Below are 22,240 nucleotides of genomic sequence, written 5' to 3' on the forward strand. Positions count from 1 at the left end.
GACTACAGTAAAGAACACCATGGCGAGCTTCTTGTACCGTCGTCACGGGCGAACTGTCAGCGTTTTGTTTCGGACATGTCGAGAAGCACACAACTGCAGTGCGATTGGCGTATGTAGATTAGCGCGACAGCTTCTTTCAGCTGCTTCCAAGGATCGCAGGTCGTACCCGCTGCGCTTGAACGCGACGCTTCACCGCAGGAGGCACAGCCGGTACGCTGAGTACTACCATTTCGCCCACCGCATGGCTCAATACGGAAGGAGCGCAGGTTTTGAGCAGGGATAGCATATTGTCGCGCTTCCACCAGACGCCGTCGTCTACTGCTACGTACACGGGTTGCAGAAAAGTTGATGAGTGGCCCGCTTCGAGCATAGTAGTCGCGTAAAAAGAGCACAAGGCATTGTTCGATCGATGCTGATAAGACGGGACAGCACGCCATCACTATGGGTGTAATAGGTTCGTACCAGTCTTCCATGTGGGGTGAACGAATTGCTCCTGTCACCGAACTGCAGGAGCGTCGCGCCAGGACAAGCGAGAATCGATTATCAATTCGATCTGGATTGCACAACGTTGCCTCGTGAGATGGCCGATCCTCTATCTGTCAAGCCGAACTGCCCCTACTGCCGTGTCCACAGCGATACGTCTGTCATTTCCGCCTATCTGAAAACGTGCAGTGTGGTCCTTCCGGATCTTACATGTTGCCAACGGCCTAGAGGCATCTTCGCGCGCACGAACTCCTGCATCCTCCGAGGTGGCGACGGTACAACGTTCGCAACACTCATGCAGCTGTCAACCGGAGGAAGTCTTACTTCGTCGCGAACTCGCCTCCCGAGCAGCCAAGCCGAATGGTTCGAACCGTACAGTTTGGCTGCTGTACGTTGGACACGGCGGGACTTCGGCCGGCGCATGCTGCTAAGCAATTCAACTGCTCCACGCGAACATCCCGAAATCTTGAGCTAACAAGTGGTACATATTCTGCAAACTGCTCAAGCAGATCCGTCTATTTCTAGGCCGCCCGTCGGCTGTCCGTCATTGAGGGGCGCATTTGAGATCGCATGCTCTTGCCGTTCTGCCAGCTTGCACCACTTCTCTAGACAGTTCAAAGCGCGCCTTGGCACGGTCTCACATTCACTCCGCTTCGAGGACGACGAAGTGGCGGACCGCCCTCGGCTGAGGTCCACGGGCGCGATCAGCCGAAATGCCGGACCCTTGAGAGCCGCAGTTGAGTGCTCCGAACCCCTCAGTTTCGTTGCCCGGCCCATCTGGGTAGGCGGTGCCGCGCACGTTTCATGCACATAGGTAAGAACCGCCAAAAAGGCGCGACAAACTCGCAGCCGAATAGGGAAAAGGAACGGTCCGAACCCTGCTCAGTTTAGCACCGTCTGTCCATTCTTGACGACCGTAACCCGACGCTCTCTTACGCAAGCTTCGAATGAGATCGAATTGCCGTCCTTCCAAAGATTGACGGTAACAACTTCTCCCGGGAACACGGGCGCCGAAAAGCGGGCGCGATGACGATGAAAAGCAGACGGATCGTAGTCGGCATAGCTCTGCAGGACGGCTCTGCAGGTCAGCCCATACGTGCACATTCCGTGCAGAATGGGCCTCGGAAAACCGGCTCGAGAGGCGAACTCCGGATCGCTGTGCAAAGGATTTCGGTCGCCAGAAAGACGATAGATCAGGGCTTGGTCAGGCCGGGTCGGGATATCGAGTGATCTATCTGGTGCTCGGCGGGGCACCTGGTGAGGCTCCGGCATCCCCTCCGAAGGCCCACCAAAGCCGCCGTCACCTCTGGCGAATGTCGACGAAAGGATTGTGACGATCTTGTCGCCACCCCCCTCTCTGACCACCACCTCGTTCTGAATGATCGCGCCTTTCTCCTTACCTTTGTCATAAATTCCTCTCACACGGGCGTCCGCCGTCACGTTCGCCGCGGCGGGTAACGGCTTATGAAACGTAATGTCACGTTCGCCGTCAACAACCATGACGCGATTGAGGTCGATGATTCCGGGACGTGCTCCCCAAACGCACACGGAAGCAAACGTCGGGATTACCTTTAATGGCTTCGACGTTGCAAACGCTTCGTTGACGAATTGTAGCTCCTCCTCGTTCAGAGGATCTGAGCCCATGCCCACTCCAAGTGCATAGAGCATTACCTCCCTGTCAGTCCAGGAATAGCGAGCTCCGCAGGTCCTTAAGTTCAGTGCAGCGGGATAGTCGAGCGGCATCCGAGCCTTTCTACGCTTGTGACCGGCGCACGCCACCGGCGGCCGAACCTGACTTCGCTTCCTGGGGCGGCTGGCGTACCGCACTCGCTCCGAGCCTGTGGGCCGGAGCGCGTTAGATCTATTGTTCGGGCAGATCATCAAGCCAGCAGGCCGTCGCGACGTGCGGTCGGGAAAAGATCCCCCCGATCTTCTCGGCAACTTTATTCTGATGGTAGCGCATATACAGCCGGCCATCCTGGCCGAAGTCCAGAATCTCTATTTTTCCAGTGTAATGGGACATGATGTATTTAAATGTCTTCTCGATCCCGCTCAGACGTTGATTGATGCCGCGTACAATCTCTACTCCCCGCCGCAGTGGGACTTGGAAGTGCGACGCGCCCTTCACCGGCCTCGCCTGGAATAAGTAGTAAGGTCGCACTCCGATTTCGTGGCATTTGGCAAAGGTCGCGGCCAATATCTCGGGATCGTCGTTGATTTTGGCGAGAAGCACGGACTGATTAAGGAATTGCACGCCCTGTGCTCGCAAGGAGCGAATTTTGTGCTCCGCGTCGCATGAGATCTCACCTACGTGATCGAAATGCGAGACGATGATTGGGGTTTTACCCGCCTTGTGGATACGCTGGAATAAGGCCGGTAGAGCGGAATCCGCAAACCGCCTTGGCTGATAGGCCAGCATTTTTGTGCCAAATCTGATGGAATTCAAATGGTTTATTGGCAGCAGGTGGTCAACGATCTTGTTCAGTTTGGCGGTGCTGAGCACGAACGGGTCACCTCCGGAAAGAAGTACGTTCGTCATCTCAGGATGGCGCGCAATGTAGTGCGCGGCCTGATCGATATCCGGTGCGATTTCATCCGAAACCTTGCCCACAATGCGCTTGCGAAAACAGTAACGGCAATATGAGCCGCAGCGTTCCGTCACCAGCAATAAGCCGGTCTGCGCGTACTTGTGCTGGAGTCCCGGCACGACCGTGTTGTCGTGCTCGCCGCTCGTATCTAAAGTTCCCGGACTGTCGAACTCGTCGACTGAGGGCTCGACAACGTACTTCAGCTGATCGTAATAACCGCTTTTGAAAATTTGTTCGCGATAAAACGTTGTGACATGATAGGGCGTGATGTTGTTGGCCTGCAGTTCATTCTCGCTAACCACGCGCGTTTCTTCAATGAGCTTCAACACGTGTGCTCTGCAATCCAGCGGATTTGCTGTGGTTTTCATTGCCGAACCTCGTGCGCCCTTATCATTGTTTCAACGCGATCTTCCCCCTCTAATACAGTATCGACAGTCGATCGATACCTACCTGGTGTGGTGAGGACTATCGGGCCCTAGAGTTGCGAAAGGTGCACCGGTACTCGCCTGATGTCGGCGCGCCGAGGTTAGCGGCGCGACCGCGAACCTAAGTCGCAGCCATGAGAGCGTGTTGAGATCACCTAAGGGGATGGCAAATCAGGCGAACCGTGACTCGCCCTCCAAGGCGCGGAGGAGCCTGGCGCGGGTGGCGCATCGGCGGTTCTTCCGATTTGGGTGAGCGAGGCCGTGGTTCAGGGCGATCTTTCAGGCGGCACGGATTTTCCGAGGAAACGCGCCAGCAGCTTTGCCGACCGGCACGGCCCGACGTTCCGCGCTGAATGGCCTCTGGAACTGCAGCGTAGCTGATGGCGCATCATTACGCCTCGGCCGGTGTCAGCCCACGTGCCATCGGCGATGCGCCGAACGGCCATGGGGACACGACCACATTCCTTGCGGCCGCACCTGCAAAGGGCTGACTGCATCTATCGTACGCGACGGGCCGATCAACGCCGAGTATTTCCCAGCCAATGTCGAGCAAATCCTCCTCCCCGTGCCGCGCCAGCGCGATGCTCCCGATTTGTCGAGCTAGAAGAAGGAAGAGGGCCCGCCTCATCGCAGGCGCGGGCTCTATTCCCGCCGCTCTACATCCCCGATCTAAGGTATGCGACCAGCGCGCCCAAAAGGAGCAGATTGCCCGCGCCGGTTAGCCGGTCCTGCCTGGATAAGCTCGAAGGCCCGGCTCCGCTCGACATTGCAGGGCCGCAACTTAGTCTTGGACCGCCAGCGTCTTACGAAAACCGGACGTGCGCACAATGCTAGGCAGCCTCAGCCGCCCGTGATTTCAACCTCTTGATGTGCGGTACGCCGCCGTCAATCGCAAGCCGGCCCATGGCCGAATGAGGACTGCCGATCTCATTGACGGGATACGTCTCAATCGCGCGATTGTCCCAAATTGCGACGTCGCCTGATTTCCAATTCCAGCACAAGGTGTTCTGCGGGGCGGTGAGATAGGATTGCAGAAGTTCGAACAGCCTTTGGCTGGGATAGCGCTGCAGGCCGACAAAGTTCTGCACGGAACGGCCGAGCGAGAGCATGCGTTCGCCAGTCTCGGGATGGACACGAACGATTGGATGTGCCGCTTCGTAAATCATTCCGGTGGATACGTCCCCCAATGTCCGCCTCGCCGCTTCGTTGGCCCCGTCCGTCGCAGCGTGATCGAATGCGGCGAAGCGCACAGCCCAAAGGGTATCGGCAAGCATTCGCAGCGGGTCGGGAAGGTCAAGATAAGCGGCCACCGAGCTTGACCAAGCGATCTCGCCGCCGAACCGCGGGATCGCTGCACCTCGCAACACTGAAATTGCCGAGCGGGTGGCACTGAAGACGTCAGGACTGAAGACGTCATCACCGTTCATCTGATCGAGATCATCGCAGGCGCCATCAGGGAGCGCCTTCCTGATTGTTGAGCCTCCCTTTCGGTCCAGCATTGTGGGATTCCTTATCAGCGAGCCAAGCCGGAGCAAAAAACGCTGTTGCTGGGCATCATCCAGATGTCCCTGATCACGGAAGAAGATGAGCTTATGCTCTAGCAGCAGCCGGTTAATGGCTACGATGGCCTCGTCGGACAAATCGTCTGACAGCGTAATATTCTTGATTTCCGTCCCAAGCCGATCCGCGTGCTTCACGATGTCTGCTCGCGGAATGACGTTATCAACGGTCATTGTGCCACTCATAACGGGCGCCTTTCTCTGTGATGTCTAAACAAACTCCGTGTTTGGTGGTCACGTCTGGCGATAAACGCGACAAAGCCGTCTTGATGACACGCATGCGAATTGTCTGAGGGGCGGGTGAACCACGCCGCACAAGCAGTCGGCTGAATCTTGTTACAGACCACCATCATCTTAGGATCTGACTCCCGTTTTGTACGGACACAGCCAGTGTCCGCTTCATGGAAAGGCACTCGCATATAACGCCACCAGATCGATTTGCAGCCTCGTCAACGGTACAAATCATAGAGGCAATCCATGTCCAGTCCATGAAACGAAACCAGCTTTCTTTTCGATCTTGAGTAACGTTCGCCTCGTCTCCGAACTCGTCCTTGGAAAATCCTCGAATAACGATTGAGTCGTCACCTCACGCAATCGGCATCGCCTGATCCGCACGACGAGATTCGAACTCGTTCGCGGCCGGCGCTCGCGAAAAAGCGGATATGGCAGGACGCCCCGCTTTGGCCAACTCTATTTTAAAGCGTATATTGTATATATAACTACTTGCGCGAGCTTGCCAATCAATTCCTCGCGACTTGTAGTTGTCCAATGGGCGTCGTCTTTCGTCGGCTGGCCTGTTGGTTTGTTCTTCGTTGGCGAGCGGGAAAGCCGCGCAAAATTAAACGCTGCAACTCCCATTGCAGCTAAACAACGGACTCAATCCCTCTATTTGCGGAATCTGCGCACGTCACGGAATGCAGGTCGTCCGGGCTGTGACGTGCGTTTTTGCTCCGTCCGGAGGCGTTGTTTTTTCTCACGGAACGCAAATTTTTTGGTTTCTTGGCACCGCACAGAATAGAGACAGTCGCGGACAGCGCAGAAATACCGTGCGGCCCCGAGACAATGCAGCGACTTCGCGCTCTTGCTTTGCAAGCCGCACTTTCTGGGCAGGCTCTTTTGTCCCTATTGGTAGGAAGACCGGAGGGCTGCGTCGGATCTAAGATCATAAGCGAGGATCTATCTTCCTATGATCGACCTGTCTTCATCTCCTCTGGCAACTGTAAGGCGCGTAAGCATGATCACACACGCACCAAAACTGCGCGATTTCAGAGAAGACGACGAAAGAATGCACCAGCTTGCGTAACAACGCGCCGAGGCGGCCGAGCCATCGTGTAAAGATCCACACCATCGCAACAAAGCTGAGGTTCGCCACGGGCCACAGCAGACTCCGTTAGGCGTACTTGCATGCGCAGACAAAGCTGCTTGTAAGCAGCTCGCGCCGTGCGAAATTGTGCTTGGGGTCTTGCTGGTCCGCCTGGCAGATCGGTCTCACTGGCCGCTTGCGATAAGGGCTTCTACTTGCGGAGGTCGCCGTTGCTGCGCACCAAATCGCCCAGCTTCATTGCGGGTTGCTTGAGTCGCCGGATGCATAGGATCGCGCTTCGCGAGACCCACCGGCCAGCCCGGAATTGATTCCATTTTTCGGCAAATGCCGTCTCGCGCACTTGACCGTTTCGGGTCTGCTTCCGCGACGGCGCCCTCCCTGAATGTTCCAGTTCGCGGGCGCTTTGCTGATGGATTCGGGCCGGCGTGCTTTAATCCTGTTTGGTTGAGCCAGTAGGCTCGCCGGCGCCGCTACTTTCGGATGAAGATCGACGAGAACTTTGCTGAGGCCACATCGAGGGAGCGCTGCTCAACGCGGTCTGCCCAACTTGCCTGAGAACCTCGACGGACGTCTCGCCCCGAGAGGCGGCTTCCAGAATTTTGGAAGCGACGTGCGCTCGGATGCCGGTCTCGTGCCGCGACAGATCCTTGCATACTTCATCCAGAATTCGACGTAGACAGGCGGCGGTTTCGGAGTTGAGCATAGAAGGTCTCCTCCAATGGAGTGGTACGATGACTGCACAGCAGACATAAATGTTACAATTGCCTGTGTGAACGGCGATGGCGAATGGCGCTTACGTCCCTTCACTTAAGGTTGCATGATCATACAATGAAACAACTTGGCGCATCATCAAGTCTAACGCCTTTGGCAAAGATTACCGACATACTCGGGCTAATCGTTCGATAGTCAGATGGTCTTGGCCGCGCCAAGCTGGGCCTCAGGTTGAACATGTCCGCTCGTGGCGCATCATCAATGACCGATTTATTGATGCGCGAATGAGTTTTCGTGGATGGTGTGCTTCCCAAAACGATCGGCTTGATCTGCCGTCGGGCCACGAGCGCCCAGCTTCCAGGGTAACGGCTTCCTTACAGCGTCTTCAAGTACTCCAGAAGCGCCCGCCGTTCGGCGTCGGTTAATTCTGCCCCGATGACCCCGGGCGGCAGCTTCGTTATATCGGTTTCCTTGCCCTCAAAGGAATGCCCGCGATTGCTATTCCCGAGCAGCGATACGTTGAAGTCCGTCAGGCCGGCCGCGCAGGGGTCGTTCGCTCGCACTTTCGCAACGAGCCCCACGTCAACAGGATCGAATTTGCGGCTGCCCACGCAGAAGGAGCTCGGCCGCCGGTCCTGCGGCAATAACATGTCCTTTAGCGTCGGCACGGACCCGTTGTGCAGATACGGAGCTGTTGCCCAAACACCGTCAAGCGGGCGCGCGCGGTACTGAGGTTCAAGGGCAAGGACATCTTCGTCCTTGCCGTTACGGCGCGCCCGCGCTCCAATGTATGCGCGCGGGTTTTGGCAATTCTTCCTCGGCCCCCACATCTGCTGCTTGGTATTTTCGGAAGAGTTGTTCGCGAGGTTCCATTGATCAATCGTCTTGCCCACGACATCCATCAGCGCGAGCACAAATAAGGGGTTTGGCACCGGATCGGCCGGAAGGCCGCACCCCCAAGCTTTGTTCAGGTCATCGATCGGATTGAGGCCGAGTGAGGCGGGCAAGTGAACGCGCCGGGTCGTCAGGACATTGGATTGTTGACGATCGGTACCGATCACGTTCACCGGCAGCTGAGCGACGTTGAAATAACGGCGTCCGCCGATCTCGACCCAATTCTTCTCGCCCTTGGCGGAGCGATCCGGGTTCTCCGGCTTCCAGAACGAATCCTCCGGCCACTTTGCGTCGAATGCGGGATCATTGACCGGCCCTCGGTGGCATTCAAAGCAGTGCGAGCGATAAAGATCGCGCCCTTTCTCAACGAGTTTTTCGTCGATGGCCCAGGCTGGGTCGCCTGGGAACCTGTCCTGCGCATCCTTCCATCGTGGCGCGACAAGCCCGTTGAATTTCCTGTCGCTTGCCTCCGCCGACGAAAACGGATCGGTACCGCGCAAAAGCTCCTCGAAACGCGCAATGTCCGACAGATGGATGGATGATTCAAAAAGCGGCCGTCCCGGCGCGGGTGCCCTCATGTTGATTTTCGCGCTGACGCCGAGCGCTTCGCCAGAATTGCGAACAAGCTCGTTGAGAACAGAAGCGTCATACTGCGCCCAAAGAAAGTACGGGGTGTCCCAGATCGGCGGAAAACTCACGGGAGCATCGTTGCGCGCGAAGTTGCCCTTGAGGAGCGGATCTGGCAGTTCGCCTGTCGCCGGATCCAGGAAATTGGTATAGAACACCTGGTTGCCGATCCGGTTTAGGGCATCAAGTCGACCGAACCCCTCGTCGAGATTCGTCACGCCCTGCCTCGTCAAAAGGCTATCATTTGCAGCCTTTTGCTTCTTGATCTTTTGAAGTGCGAGCTCCAGATCCCGTCGAAGCTTTCCGCGGTCGACGCTTCGACCTTCAATGCTTTCCAGCCGGTCGGCGAAGCGTTCAAACCGCCACCGCAACATCAGCGTATAGCCGATCGATAACCCAATGACCCGTTCAACCTCGCCAAGATTGACCATCGCTGGCCCACCATCGTAGCGAATGCTTACATTCTTGTACTCGAGATGCCCGGTATGACAGGCGGCGCAAGTTAGTCCGATCTGATCTTCGTAGAAATCTCCCGTTGTCGGGTCGACGCCCCCTTTCAGGATCGCGAAACCCACAGGCAAACCATTGGCGTTGTCGGGCGTGCTCGCTGTCCAAGTGGAGCTAACGCCCTCGGCATCCTGCTGATAGCCGTACGCAGGTGAGCTAGTGTCAAAGTCCGTTGAGCTCGGACTTGGGATGAAACCAAGGCGTCGCAGATACTCGTTGTCCGTCAGGCTCGTGTAACGGACCGACAACTCAGGACGCTCCAGAGCCAGGAACCATTTATAGGGCACGGGAATAGTCGCTGTGCCTTGGGACGTATGGTGGAACCAGTAACGCTGCCGGGCACTCCAGTTCTGCGGCAGCCAGTATGCGCTATCGATTTTCGATGGTGCGGGCAGTGTCGCGGGCAGCAATTGGGCAACCAGATTTGCGTCACTCTTGACCTTAAGCGCCGCATCGCGAAGCTTCTCGGGTGCGAAATACGCCATCCCTATTGACGCCGCCACGACGAACACAATCGCGAACAAGAGAGCGACGACATGAGGCCACCGCCTCACCACGCCACCCACCCAAGAGCTGAACGAACGTGCCCCCATCCTAAACTCTCCTTGGATCTCAAATGCGCCTGCTGCCGCGCGAGCGCGCCAGCCAACAATGCGCTTATTACTTGTTCAGCAATTGGCTATTGATGAAGGTGACGACCTCGGTGGTCTCGGTTGCCGCGCGCCGCGTTATGGTCGCGGCCGCTGGGCCACCATGCAAGAACGAGGGAAACCAACCGAAATTGCGAACATTCCAGTCTTCTTTCGGCAGAACGGCTCGGTTCACCCCACGCACCACGAATCCTCGCAATTTCCTGGCCAGCGGCTGCGCGGTTTCGGTGTGACAGCTCACGCAGTCCGTATTGAAGAAATGACTCTTCTTTGTATCGGCAATGACATTGACGATCTCAAGTACCCGGCTATTTGGCACGTTGGCATCGATGAAATCGGCTGTCGAAACCCCCTTCCGATTGGCAAGGGCCAAGGGAGGATTCTGCAGCGCCGCGTGGCGACACGTCGTTGGATTCTGGTTATTCGCGGCAGGCCGCGGGACCACGTGCGTCTCGCCGAGGATGCTGAACATCTGCGCAGCATGGACGCCATCGAGCGTCGGGCCAGGCACTGGTATCAATCCGGCCTGCGGAACCCTTAGCATCGAGACGAAAACCCAGGGTTCTGGCGGTGAAATCCCCATGACAGCCATTGTGTTGAGGCGCTTCGGCGAGAGATGCTTTTCCAGCAAAGCTTTAACCGCATCACGAAACGGCTTTGCGGATGCGCCGACCAGGCCTGGGTGCACGTTCATGTCACCGGCAGTCGAGACCTTGACATTGCCGAACTTTCCCGCCGCAAGTTGATCACGCAAAGATGCAACGTCACGAACGATTGCCTTGAAGGCTACATAGTCAGGTTTAAATCGCGGGAATGGCGCACAACCATCAAGAGGTGGATCCGGCTCAAGGTTGAAACTGAAGATAAGATGACCGGCAGTATCATGGACCTTTAAGCCTTGAGGGTCATTGGTCACCGGCTGGATGATCAGGCGGATTTGCGGTTGTCGGCCAAATTGGGCGATGACATCAGCAGATAGTCCCGGGGCTCCCGGATCGATCCGGATGCCCGCAACGAACCAGGCATCGATCTTCCTCACGACATCAGGAAGCTGAATGCGGCGCACGCCCGAATCCGGCACTCCGTCACGTTCTGGATTTTCGGCGTTTGCGATAAAACGCGCGAAATCCTCATCGGAGAAAAGCCGCTGCGGAGCCCCTGTGGGGCCGGTGAGATCAGAAACCGCGATCAGATTAACGAGGTCTGCAGGCGCTTTCGGTGGAGGAAACATGATGGACACATCGTTGGCCGAAAGCGGCTTCGATCGCGTCTCGGCTCGGGCCGTTCCTGCTCCCGAGGTAAGTGCGAGGATCAGCCCGGCTGCGGGCAGACTTGCAAACAGCCGACCAAGGTTTGACCGGCGGATTTCACCTTTTGCCATCGTCGGCAATTCCCCTGTAAGATCGAAAAAACGAAAGTCCGATGTAGACCGGTTTCAGCCACATAATCCCCGCACTCGGCGCGCGGCCGGGGATCGGGATGCTTACTCGCTGCCGTAAAATTTGCTCTGCAACGACTTGAGTTGTGTCGGATGTAAAGCCTCTTCAATGCAGCCGAGAAACATCTGGCTTCTTGCATTGACACGCTCTCTATCGGCTGGGCCATGCTCCATGTCGGTTTGCAACGCGCGCACGGCGATCCAGTCCTTCGATGGATCCTTGAGTAGCTCAAACAGCGTTCGGCTCTGATAGGGATGAAGCCGAAAGTGCGCAAAAGCGACCTTGGCTGAGATCTTCGCATCACGCAGCGCGTCGGGGAGCGTAAGGAGATCAAGCCCGACCAGCTCTCCGCTCTCTTGCATTTGATTCTGCGCTTCCTGATATTGCTCCCGTCCCACCAGTTGATACATTCCTCGTGGACGAAACAGCCAACCGTCGTCCGTTCCCACCTGGTTTCCGAACGGGTTGCCCTCGTAACCAAGAACAAAGTTGGCCAATTCCTTGGGATGGTTGAGCAATGCGTCCATGCCCACGATCGGTTTGTTCTTGGCCGCTAGGTCGGCATTGTTCTTTTCTATCCGATCGCGCCATTTGCGCGGCAGTTGCGAGACCGCGCTGTAGGAAAAGTCTTCGCTGCTGCGTGTAAAGTCGGCGCTGTCGTAGGAGATTGCCCCTAGGATATAGGCCAGGATCCGCGGATCGGTCTCCTCAATGCGGTCCCATTCCTGCAGCAAGGCTTTGACCTGCTCGGCCTGGAAGTAAGCCATATAGCTCTTTCGATATGGCGGCACGGGCGCAGGAGCCGGCGAATGGTCCTTGATCGACTGGGCTAGCTGGTGCTCGTACGCAGAAACTTTATCCTGGTATTTTTGATAGCCCCGCTCCTGCAACCACTTGCTCTCATAGCAGGCAAGTAACGGCTGCGGTTTGATCTTTGGAGCGGGCCTGTATTCGTTGTCTAACTCGTCAGCGTAAGCCGCCTGGGCAAGCTTGGCTTCTCTGAGCGTTTCAAACGCGGATGCGACGGATCCGTTCAAGAGATGAAACAACTTCACTTGCAAGCAATCCGCATTACTCTGCTTCTTGCGGGATTGATCGAAGTCATCCTTCGGCACACAATCCCAAAAGCGGCCGCTGCTTAGCGAAATGATATCTTCGGTTTTCTGAGATAGCGTCCAACCAAGCGGCAGGTTGTAAAACGAGCCTGTTATGTCTATTCGACCAAACGTTGGAAAGCGTTGCACGCTAGGCGTCACATCGCTCGTTGGCGGACGATCGATATTGTTCGCGTGGTTGAGGGCAACATAGGTCCGAGAGCTTCGCGTGCTCAAGAGCGCGCGCACCGGCTCCATGAGCTCACCGAACATGAAGGAGCCGTGATCTCCGAACTGACCGCTCACCAGCGACAGCAGATAGATCCGGAATTTTGGCGCGTCAGAGGTGCCCTTGATGCTGTTGAGCCGCTCAATCAAATCGAGCGCGGTCTCTATTCCGGAATTCTCGACATATCCTCCGTCCACCAGGCGCGCCTGCGGATTGGCGGTAATACAATCATTCCGCAAGGAGACCGTCGCTGCCGGCGTCACCCATGGAAATCGCGCACTGGTAAAAGCCGCAGCGCTAAGCGGGATTGGCAGCGAGTGGCTCTTGATAGTTTGATTGGCTCCGGTGCGGGCACGATCAAGCATCGAGAGAATACAGAGGTCTTTGTCTTTGGCGTGGAGCGGGTCGATATCGAAGGGAGAGATGACAACGCGCTTGCCGCTACCGGCATCTGTCGTGTTCAACAACAGCGCCGGCATATTGTTGGAAGGTGTCCAATGTGATTGAAAATCGGCCTTTAGCAGATTGGATTGGTCGCCGGCGCCTTTTTGGTTCTTGAGCATTCTGTCTGCAGCATTTTCCAGCGTGTACTCCAGAAAGCGCGCGCGATCAAAACTTGGGATAGCGAGCGGAGAAAACAGCTGGGTGAAGTCGGTAAATAGAAAACCGGCAATCAAGGGCGAGAGAAAATCCGTCGCCAAGACGCTTGCAACGCGCTGTTCTACCTTCCCAGGGGCATCGATATCCTCAGCCCGGCCGACGCCGGCCAGAAAATCGGCGATCTTCGGGCATGTCTTTGCGTCGGGAGCGATCTTATCAAGTGGTGCATTGTCGACATGAAGCGCAGCTGCGAAGATCGCGGAGCCGACGCTCCCTCCGGAGACGCCGCTTATCGCAAACAGATGCTGCCGAAATGCCGGACAGAGATCCTGCATCCTGGCAAGAAAGCGCGCCGCATTGTTCGCTGCGTAGATGCCTCCCCCCTGGGCAGCCACAATGAATACCGGATATTCTCCGAGCCTCTCGGCCTCGGCCAAGCGCGGTTTTTGCCGAAGCCAATCCCGAAATGCTTCGACTGCAGAAATGCGCATCTCTTCTGATGGGCCGGTTGCTCCCGCCATGCTACGTAGCCCGTGGTTATCGCCTCCAAACAGTGAGGCAACCAGGAACAAGCCGCCAAACACAACCGGTATGAAAGGAAAATTGAACCTGATCGTCAGTAGCGCAAAGTGGGTGGTGAGGCCGGCCACGCACATCGCAAAGAGAGCGATTACACCGAACGATCCGACGAATTGCGCAAGCCTGTCCGGAAACAAAACGAACGCGGTCGTCAACAGGGCGATGCCGCCGATCGTGAGCGCGAGAAATCTATAGCGGATGAAATAGGCCATGTTCGCCCGGTTCGCGAGTGCGGCCGAGCGATGTTTTGACCCCACCTGCCAGGCAAACCCGACAAAGAAGGCGAGCAGGATCAACATGGCAAGCGCAAGGAGGAGCAGCATGTTCCGCTCGAAGGCGAGCGCTTGATCCTGAATGCGGAAGATACTTCCGACCTCCTCGACCTCACCGATCTTTTCAGTCGGCCGCGAGGCGAGTTGTCCGGCCGTCGCGGCGATGATCGGCAACGCTCCGAGTAGAATGGGTGCAACTTTGATATAAAACGCCACGCACCCCCTCGCGGGCGGGATATGAGGCAGGGTTGCGGCGCTAAGCTGAAAAGCGGCCGCCCAAATCGTTAGCGCAATCACGCCCACGGCGACGAACTCCTTGAGCGTTACCCACCCAATGTCGTCAGCGGCTATCCGGTAGAGCTCCTGAATCTGATCTGGCAAGTACAGCAAGATTGAAATGAATACCGAAAAGACAGCTATCCACCGGAGGTTGCGCGACAATGTAAAGAGCTGCCCGCGCACAGTCATCGCCTCAATTTCCATACTGTCCATCGAAGATAGTCCTGAGCAGAAAAAAGGCCTGGATTTTGCAAAATCGTACCAGCCGTCGTCGAAGGCATTCGGCGGCCCCCCCGGCAATTTGACGGGAGATCGCCTATCGGACACCGCCCTGAAAATTGAGAACATAACCTACAGTAGTAGCGGGATTTATCGAATATTCTCTTGAATCGTCAAGAGATTTTCGATGCTGAGGATCAAGACCGGTGATGTCAGTGTTTTCCGCTCTCGATCCGCCACCTTGCGCACTTTTTCTTCATTCATTCCAATAGAGCGCAACAATCCCGCATGGCCAGCTCGATCTCATCATCAGTCCGAAACGACCTCGGACCATCATCACTCGTTATGGCCTCAACACTTGGCACTCGCGGCGCGTCAGGCAGTCTGCTGCTTTATTGAGGTCTCCCGATCTCACGCCGCTTGAGCTCACCGATCCACAACTTGCTTATCCAGCCGCTGGGACACGTGACGTCGGCTCGTCCTGGTTCGTTCCGGGTCGCCACCAACACATCCGCAGTTCTAGACTTCGGACATGTCTCTCTCACTGCTCGACGGAATGTTCGAGACTGTTCCTGACGTGCCTGTAGAAGACTGCGGAAACCTTGATCCGGCAGTTCCGCTTGACGAGCACGGCTCGCGGTCGAACCGCGTTGGGGGGATCCGGCTGCATGCCTTGTACTTCCCGATGAGCAGGTCGCAATTGACGATAAATCTGGAAGGACCGCGCTACCTTTCTCCGGCGCGAGCTGGTGTCAGTCACTCCAAACGACAGATACGCCTTGGGATAGATCTTTCGACCCGACGCGGTGTCGGCGCGTCGTTCAACTTCCTCCCTGTAGTGCGGCCGCATCGCCGCGCTTCATGGATGCGGGCGCAAGCTCAGCCTCCTCGGCTCAGACCAGATGGACAACCTCCTGGGAGACCACAGCTAGGCGCGGGCTCATAACGCGCCGCCAGCCATAGCCGGACAGATGTGTGTTGGACGAAGGCAAGGTAGTTTTGGGTCTTCTCCTTCGCTGTTGGATCAGTCGGTCTCTTCGATGATGCGACGCTCACAGCTTTCGTCGGCGTTGAGGTCGGAGGAGAGGGTTCGTCAGAGCAAAGAAGCAAGACAACTTTCGTCTCGGCAGGCGCAAAGCCGGCGCATCGACCGGTCCGCATAGAACTGCTTTCTCTCATGCCGCTTGAACCAGCATCCTACGTGCACTTGACCGGCCCGCAGCAATTACTGGATCGCAGAACGTTGCCAAACTCTAGGAAACTATCTTTGGCCGTCGGCACGCCAAAGGCCGCCTCTGTACTTCGGGCTGAGCAGCCTGTAAGTTGCATAAGGTGAGGTAGTTGTACGGGCGCGCGCTGCGGCAGATTTTTGGGCAGGCGGTTCAGACGATAAGGTCGTCTATCCACTCGATCGTTTCCGATGATCGATTTCTCGCGACGGTGGCGACCAAGTTCCCATGAATATTTGCCGGCGCGCTTTTTGAGTCGTCTCCGTTGGTAAAATTGTCGTTCGCGAATATTGGCCGGGGAAAGAATGCGGCAATGAGTGATCTCGCTAAGGTAGAATCGTTCTGCTCAAGGAATCGGGCGGGTTTCAAGCGGCTTGTCGAAGAAGTCCTGGCAGCCTGCGAGCAGGTTGAGGATTCCACGGTAGGTCTGATCTATCGTTCGTACAGTAGGGGAGAAAAACAGGCCGGCGGAGAGGAGCTGAAAGACGCAGCGAAGATTCTAGACAAAATCGATCCTCCGCTCACCGATGGAAAATTGACGGAGCTTCATGACATTATTGGAGTAACGATCGTCATCTACTACCCCGATGATGCTTTGCATATACTCGACATGCTTTCGGCCGTACTTGGCAAAAAGGGAATCCGACCAGTCGGAGACCCGAAGTGGCATAGCGGAGGGTACCATGCGTTGCACGCCGTGTTCCGCTCCAGTGGAGGGGCTCATGCCGGTCTACGTTGCGAAGTCCAGATCAAAACGGTACTTCATGATGCCTGGTCGGCGAAAATGCACGACCTTACCTACAAGCCCGCCGGCGCGATCGATGGTCGATTAAGCGGCCTAATGGGAGCAATTTCGAGCCAGATCGAAGGAATCGAGCAACAAAGCATCACTATACGGAATATTATAAATGGCAGGCACAGCCTTGAAACCAGAGCCTTCCAATCGCTTTGTGAGCACATGATTTCGGTCTTAGGAGAAGGAAGACTCGAACCACTCAGGGCGGGAAGTCCAGAAGCTGCGGCTCTATGGGAGCGTATTGATGTTCTTCGAGCCGAATCCGCCGACGGCAATTACGATGTCCATAGATTGAACGCTATTGTCGACGAGATCGACACGCTTTGCGCCCAACCTCCTCTTGTGAAGTTCGGCTGGTTGCTTATGACAAAAGTGGCGAGCGGGCTACTTTTCGGGGACCGTTCGCGAGAACTCAGCATTCAGATCGAGCGGTTCATTGACTATTCGACGAGCAATCCTGCTGACCCAGATCTGAAATCTGAGGTGTTGCTTTCGATACCCAACGCTTTTTATGTGGCAGGTGATCTGAGACGGGCTGCGGAATACTGCGAACGCTTGACGTCTAGCAATCTCACCGGAAGGTTCGACGCAGACACGCAGCTCGTGCTGAACTTCAATCGCATCACATATCTCTTGGAGCTAGAACATCTTCGGCCAATGAGAAACAAGTCACATCTCCAGACCTTGAAGGCTGATGTGGAGAAGATTCTCGGAGATGAGCGATTTCAGAAGATGGATGCCCTCAAATCTGCGTTCATGGACACACAGGGTCTGTTCAGGATCGTGTTCGGAGAAACACCAGCGGAGGTCCGGCAAGGAATCGAACTCTGCACGGAATCGGTAAAACTCGCCGCGGAATTTGAGAGGGACGTCGCCGAGGCCTGCTTAAACTGGCGCCTGCAAGCGGGCTGGCTGCGCTACTTTGACCTTACGGCCAAACCCGAGAAATTCAGCCTAAAACGATCGGACGGCAAATCATAGTAACCCTCCTCAGTGAAACTAAGACATCAGTACCGCAAGCTTCAGATTCTTGCAATGCGGAAGTTCGACGGACAGATAACACTTTCTTAAGGACTTTCAATACCATGCATATTGTGAAAGTTCCTCTCGCGGATGGAAATACCACTGAAATCCAGGTCCCTGAGGGGATCTATAAGATTGCCTGTTCCCTCCCTTACGGGCACCGCTTTTACTTCGTCACGGACACAGGTGAAGAAATCCCGATCGCAAAATTGGCTCAGAAACGTGCTCGGCCCGATGGCATTGCGAACGCTGCACTCCTGATGCAAAAAGCCTTTTCCGGAATGATTCCGAAGAGGGAACCCATTTCCGTCACTCTCTTGGAAAATGGCCTATTCCTGGTCCTCGACGGTAATTCAACCGTCACGATAGCAAGAATGGCATCTTGGCCCGCAGTTTGGTGCAAGCGCAAACCCTGAGGGTCTTAGAGCCTCAATACGCGTGTTCACTTTTTGTTCGCAACCCAGAGCCAGTTCGGTAGGCCAGACAGACTGAAGTCAGGCGATGTTGCTCGGTTGGCCAGCCCGAGAAAACGCCGGCGTGCCTGGGGCCTGTCAGAGTCCCTCGGAGACGAGCTCAACGTCATCTTGCGCGACGAAACCGAGAGCTCGGCGAACGAAGCACGTAACCCCGATCCGCACCCCGCAGGCTATTTTCGGCAATAACTTCACGATCTGAAGGGCGGTGTAGTGTTGTAGATGCTGAAGCGCCCCGCTTCAGAGCGAACGAAAGTTGCGGTGACCGCGTCAGAATACAATCGAGCTGCGGTCGGACTCAATCGATCGGCCGATAACAATGCACCCGTAGCGACCAACGCGGACGACAAAGCGTTGAACAGCCCCTGAGCGGCGATCGGATCGAACGCCATCGCCGCATCGCCCACTGCAATCCAACCTTCGCCCGCAGCTTGTGAGAGGATGCATGCGGATGCGTCCACGCTGAGTAGCGCGTGTCCAGCCGGTGTCCCGGCGGCGCGAATGCGCCAATTTTGTACGCGCCCTTGCGGTCCATGGATGTGGTAGGACCAAGTCGGTCCATCGCTGCGATAATCGAGCCACGACGCGGAGTCGGCAGTCGCGTCGACGGCCGCATCCTCGACCAGTTCGGCGACCATGCGATCCCGGACGGCCACGCGTGCACCCCGACGCCGCGCGATCGCGGCGGCGCGGCCGGTGGCATCGACGACGATTTCCGCAAGCACGAGTTTCACCCCGGATGTATCGCTTACACGACAGATAACCCTGCGGTCCGGCATGACGCCGATTGCGCGCAATCCGCAGAACGTAACTCCGGCGGCGACAGCCTCTTGGCGAAGGCGCTCGTCGAAACGGACGCGATCGACCACATAGCCCAGGCGGCAGGGATGACGCAGAAAGTCTTCGTACTCCCGCTCACCCGAGCGGCTGGCTCGCCGAATGCCGAGACAGCTTCTCGCGATCGCCGGATCGGCCAGCAGATGATCGAGTCCTAGCGCCGCGACGGTGACAAGCGACGCCGGCGCGAGGAGCTCCAGGCGAGTCGTCCGAGAGTTGCCGGATTCCGCGACAACGACCACGCGGCCCTTGAGGGCTAGTAGGCGTGCGGCGGTCAACCCGGCAGGCCCCGCGCCGACCACGAGACAGTCGGTGCGCAACACGTCCAAGGTCAGATCTCGCCCTGGCGATAGGTCCGCTTCGGCGGCGGAGTCGTCGTGCGCGCGGCGCGCCGCTGCGCCAAACCTGCCATCGCCTGCTGCGAGAAAAGGTCCTCGATGTTTTCGACGGCGTGGTACTTCGGATCGGTCCTAACATCGATCGGCACCCCGTTATCGGTGCGTCCCTGCTCGACGCGCACGTCCTGCACAGGCAAAGATGCAGGCGCACTCTTCACCGGCAGCACCATGCCGAGCTCGGACCATTCCGCAATCATGTTCGACAGCCGGTCGTAGTAATCGTTGCCGCGGATGTCGCGCAGCCAGTCGACCCGGTTCATCAGGTGCTTGAAAGTCTGCTGTTGCGTCGCCTCACCGAGCGGCACGATCGCGGCCGCACGTAGATAATTTCCGTCCGCCAGAACCTGATCGGGTGCACGCGCTCCCCAGAACGTCGGCATCGACAGGAATGTCGAGGGGAAGTAGTCGGCGGCCGAATTGCATGAGGTATGATCGGTCTGCCAGGGCACGCCGAGGAAACGGGTGAGGCAGCCTGCGGAAACACCGTCGTGTGGGCCGTTCGCTCCGGTGCAGACCGCCGGCGTGAGAGTGCTCCCAAAGTCCTGCCGCGCAGGTTGCTCGCCGGGCAGGATTTTCAGACGATACGCCGATGTCCACATGAGAGGAATCCGCATCACCCATGTCATCTCCATCGCGGGATGGAACGGGCCGCCGAGACAGTCGTGCAAAGGCGCGCGCTCGAGATGCGCGACCTGGAGCTCGGGAGGCAGGGCGAAGAAGTCCTGCGGCTGCGCCGGCGTATTCGACGACCCTTCGGCCTCAAATGTTCCGGCGGCCCAGCGCTTGAGGTGCGCGTACTGAGTCTTGGTCACGGCAAGCAGCGAATTCGTTGGCTTCGGCGGATTGCCGAAGAACTCGTCGACCGCATCGCCGAAGATCTGCGGGATTTGATCTTCGATCAGGGCGCCACCCGCACCTGGATCGCGAAACAACGCCAATGCTGCGGTGCGCCACGCCGCATTCGTAGGAGACCCGTCGTTGAGCTTCGCGACGACTTGCGGATTCTGCACGTCAAGCGGCGAGCCAAAGCCATGCACCACGAAGAGTCCGTGATTGACCCATTGCAGTCCGGTCAGGCGCTGAAACACCGGCAGCACGTCATTGGTGAACGAAGTCTTGACCGGTCGTGGAATCCATCCCTGGTCGTAGAAGACCTCCCGCACCACGTCGTCCATCGTCACGAGACCGAACAGGCCTGGCGCGTAATTCGGCGGCGTGACGCAGACATAGCCGGGCTCTGCATCGATAGGTGCACGCCCCGGAAAAGTCACCTGCGCCCGCACCGGCCCGTCGCTGACGTCATCGTGCCAACCTGGATTGTTGGCGAATGTGAGGGGCCGTATCCCTCTGCGGAACGGCTGCGACACTCCGTTGCCCCCCAGGAAAATCAGCCGTCCGTCGCCGTCGGTGCGAAGCTCACCGAGATAGACCGGCGAGCCCCAGAACGCGCCGTCATCCAGCCTGATCGGGCCGGCCGTCTGCCCCGTAATGCTTTTTGGCGCTGGAGTGATGTCGAGCTTCCACCTGGCGTCTGGCGAAACCAGCTCGCGGTTTCGCTGCAATGCGTTGTGGCTCAACGCGCCGAGGTCCATCGCCTGATTGAAGTCGTACCAACCGGCCTTGAGGTTTGCGATGGTGACGCGCCACTCGATCTTCGCGGAGGCGGCCGTCACCTCCTGTACGCTGCCGTCTTTCATGTGGGCGTAGATGCGGAAGCGCGCGGCCTGGCGCTTGATCTCGCCGCTCGCGGTACGGAAGTCCTCGACAAAGCGGGCCGGCTGCTCCGGCGTCGTGCCCGGCAGGGTCGGCGCGCCACCGATCACTTCGGGGCCAATAACGTAATCGTCGGCGCCTTGGGCATTGCCGACGCGGGCGATGCCGATCGGCGGATAGATTTTCAGCGCTGCAATTGCGTTTGGATCGACCATCGTCTGACCTCGAGATCAAAAAGATTATTAAAAACAAAGCGGGGGCGGTCGCACGAGAATTGCCGCATGCCGTCGGCCACCCATCAGCGTGGATGGTCGGGCTCCTCCATCAGCTGTCCGTTCAGGCTGCGCCTCACGGCGGCGGAGGCCGGATAGGAGATGCGCCTTGCGTCGGCGATGGAGCCGAGCGGCCTGTTCTCGTACAAGGTCCGCCATGGCGAGAACGCAAGGCTCTCGCCATAGGCGGCCTGACCCACCTGATCGATGTCTTGCGCCGGAATATCCAGCCGGGCAACGGGCACGAAGGGAGAGATCGTCTCCTCCCAGCGCTCGGTTGCGCGATCGAGGGGCGTGACGCTGTCGTCGACGAACGATTGCGCCTCCATCACGAAACTGATCGCACCGGCCTTGAGGCGCGCCTTAATATCCTCCGCGAGATAGACCGGGGATGGGCCCGGCGCGGCGGTCTGCACCGCTTGTGCGGGAATGAGACGATATTTGACGATCTCCTCGCCCACCGCATATGGCAGCGTGCTGTAATAACGCGCCGCCGCGAGACTATTTTCTTTCTTTGCCATCTCATTCAGGATCAGTAACGACCGCTTGTGGATTGCGGTGAAAGCGTTCGTTTCGTCTTCCGACGAGATCGCCGCCATTTCCTGCGCGTTGTCGACAAAAAAGATATCGCTGTTCTGGAAGATCAGGTCGGCCGTAGACGCGAGTGGATTGTCGGTTGCCAGCGTCGGGCCTTTGACCCCGAACAGCTTGAGCGCGAAGCCGAGGGTGTTGTTGTTCTGATCCGGAATGTTTGGCGGCACGTCGCTGGACCAGCGCATCCAAACGTCATAGGGGCCGCCTTGCCACAGCCCATTGCGAAGCTTCGCTGGGCACTCGTCCGCGACCGTTAGCTTGCCCTTCGCGGCGCCGTGCTGCTTGCGGAAGACAGCACGTTCGGCGGGCTTTTCGCCGGCCTCGATGCGCCGCTTCTGAAACTTGTCGATGAACGAGGCACGGATGTCCTCGATCGGCTCGATCACCGATCGTGGCGGCACTGTGCTCTGCGGAGCAACCGCCGCG

At 57.4% G+C, this 22,240-nt stretch carries 11 protein-coding genes; 2 read left to right on the forward strand and 9 right to left on the reverse strand.

Going from position 1 to position 22,240, the window contains the following annotated elements; genetic code table 11:
- Positions 1–1,365 precede the first annotated feature (1,365 nt).
- The 6 genes from N2605_RS27430 to N2605_RS27460 all read right to left on the reverse strand — a co-directional run bounded on the left by N2605_RS27430 (position 1,366) and on the right by N2605_RS27460 (position 14,473).
- On the reverse strand, positions 1,366–2,226 hold the full coding sequence (locus N2605_RS27430; RefSeq protein ID WP_260343893.1) for a MaoC/PaaZ C-terminal domain-containing protein: 861 nt from the start codon (positions 2,224–2,226) through the stop codon (positions 1,366–1,368).
- A gap of 118 nt (positions 2,227–2,344) precedes the next feature.
- Positions 2,345–3,439 carry a KamA family radical SAM protein gene (locus tag N2605_RS27435; RefSeq protein ID WP_260343895.1) on the reverse strand — a complete coding sequence of 365 codons (1,095 nt, stop codon included), beginning with the start codon at positions 3,437–3,439 and terminating at the stop codon, positions 2,345–2,347.
- Between the two features lie 887 nt (positions 3,440–4,326).
- Positions 4,327–5,229 carry a TauD/TfdA dioxygenase family protein gene (locus N2605_RS27440; RefSeq protein WP_260343897.1) on the reverse strand — a complete coding sequence of 301 codons (903 nt, stop codon included), beginning with the start codon at positions 5,227–5,229 and terminating at the stop codon, positions 4,327–4,329.
- Positions 5,230–7,464: 2,235 nt separating this feature from the next.
- Positions 7,465–9,711 carry a di-heme-cytochrome C peroxidase gene (locus N2605_RS27450; RefSeq protein ID WP_260343899.1) on the reverse strand — a complete coding sequence of 749 codons (2,247 nt, stop codon included), beginning with the start codon at positions 9,709–9,711 and terminating at the stop codon, positions 7,465–7,467.
- A gap of 67 nt (positions 9,712–9,778) precedes the next feature.
- A complete protein-coding gene (locus tag N2605_RS27455) occupies positions 9,779–11,149 on the reverse strand; it encodes a hypothetical protein (RefSeq protein ID WP_260343900.1) in 1,371 nt (456 codons plus the stop codon).
- Positions 11,150–11,251: 102 nt separating this feature from the next.
- Positions 11,252–14,473, reverse strand: coding sequence for a hypothetical protein (locus tag N2605_RS27460; RefSeq protein ID WP_260343901.1), 3,222 nt, complete (start codon positions 14,471–14,473; stop codon positions 11,252–11,254).
- 1,548 nt (positions 14,474–16,021) lie between these two features.
- Between N2605_RS27460 and N2605_RS27465 the strand changes: the two genes are divergently transcribed.
- Together N2605_RS27465 and N2605_RS27470 are read left to right on the forward strand one after the other, a co-directional pair.
- The gene (locus N2605_RS27465) at positions 16,022–17,485 is read left to right on the forward strand and encodes a RelA/SpoT domain-containing protein (protein ID WP_260343902.1); all 1,464 of its coding nucleotides are present in this window, start codon (positions 16,022–16,024) and stop codon (positions 17,483–17,485) included.
- 104 nt (positions 17,486–17,589) lie between these two features.
- Positions 17,590–17,943, forward strand: coding sequence for a hypothetical protein (locus N2605_RS27470; protein ID WP_260343903.1), 354 nt, complete (start codon positions 17,590–17,592; stop codon positions 17,941–17,943).
- A 248-nt stretch (positions 17,944–18,191) separates the two neighbouring features.
- On the opposite strand, the gene N2605_RS27475 is transcribed toward N2605_RS27470, so the two are convergent.
- The 3 genes from N2605_RS27475 to N2605_RS27485 form a co-directional block, all read right to left on the reverse strand.
- Complete coding sequence (locus N2605_RS27475) at positions 18,192–19,160, reverse strand: NAD(P)/FAD-dependent oxidoreductase (protein ID WP_260347506.1); 969 nt, start codon at positions 19,158–19,160, stop codon at positions 18,192–18,194.
- 8 nt (positions 19,161–19,168) lie between these two features.
- Positions 19,169–21,163 (reverse strand): LodA/GoxA family CTQ-dependent oxidase, encoded by a 1,995-nt coding sequence (locus N2605_RS27480; RefSeq protein WP_260343904.1) that lies wholly within the window; start codon positions 21,161–21,163, stop codon positions 19,169–19,171.
- A gap of 83 nt (positions 21,164–21,246) precedes the next feature.
- Positions 21,247–22,200: a catalase family protein gene (locus N2605_RS27485; protein ID WP_260343905.1), complete on the reverse strand. Its 954-nt coding sequence runs from the start codon at positions 22,198–22,200 to the stop codon at positions 21,247–21,249.
- Positions 22,201–22,240: the final 40 nt, after the last annotated feature.

The sequence above is a fragment of the Bradyrhizobium yuanmingense genome, assembly GCF_025200905.1.
Lineage (GTDB): Bacteria > Pseudomonadota > Alphaproteobacteria > Rhizobiales > Xanthobacteraceae > Bradyrhizobium > Bradyrhizobium yuanmingense.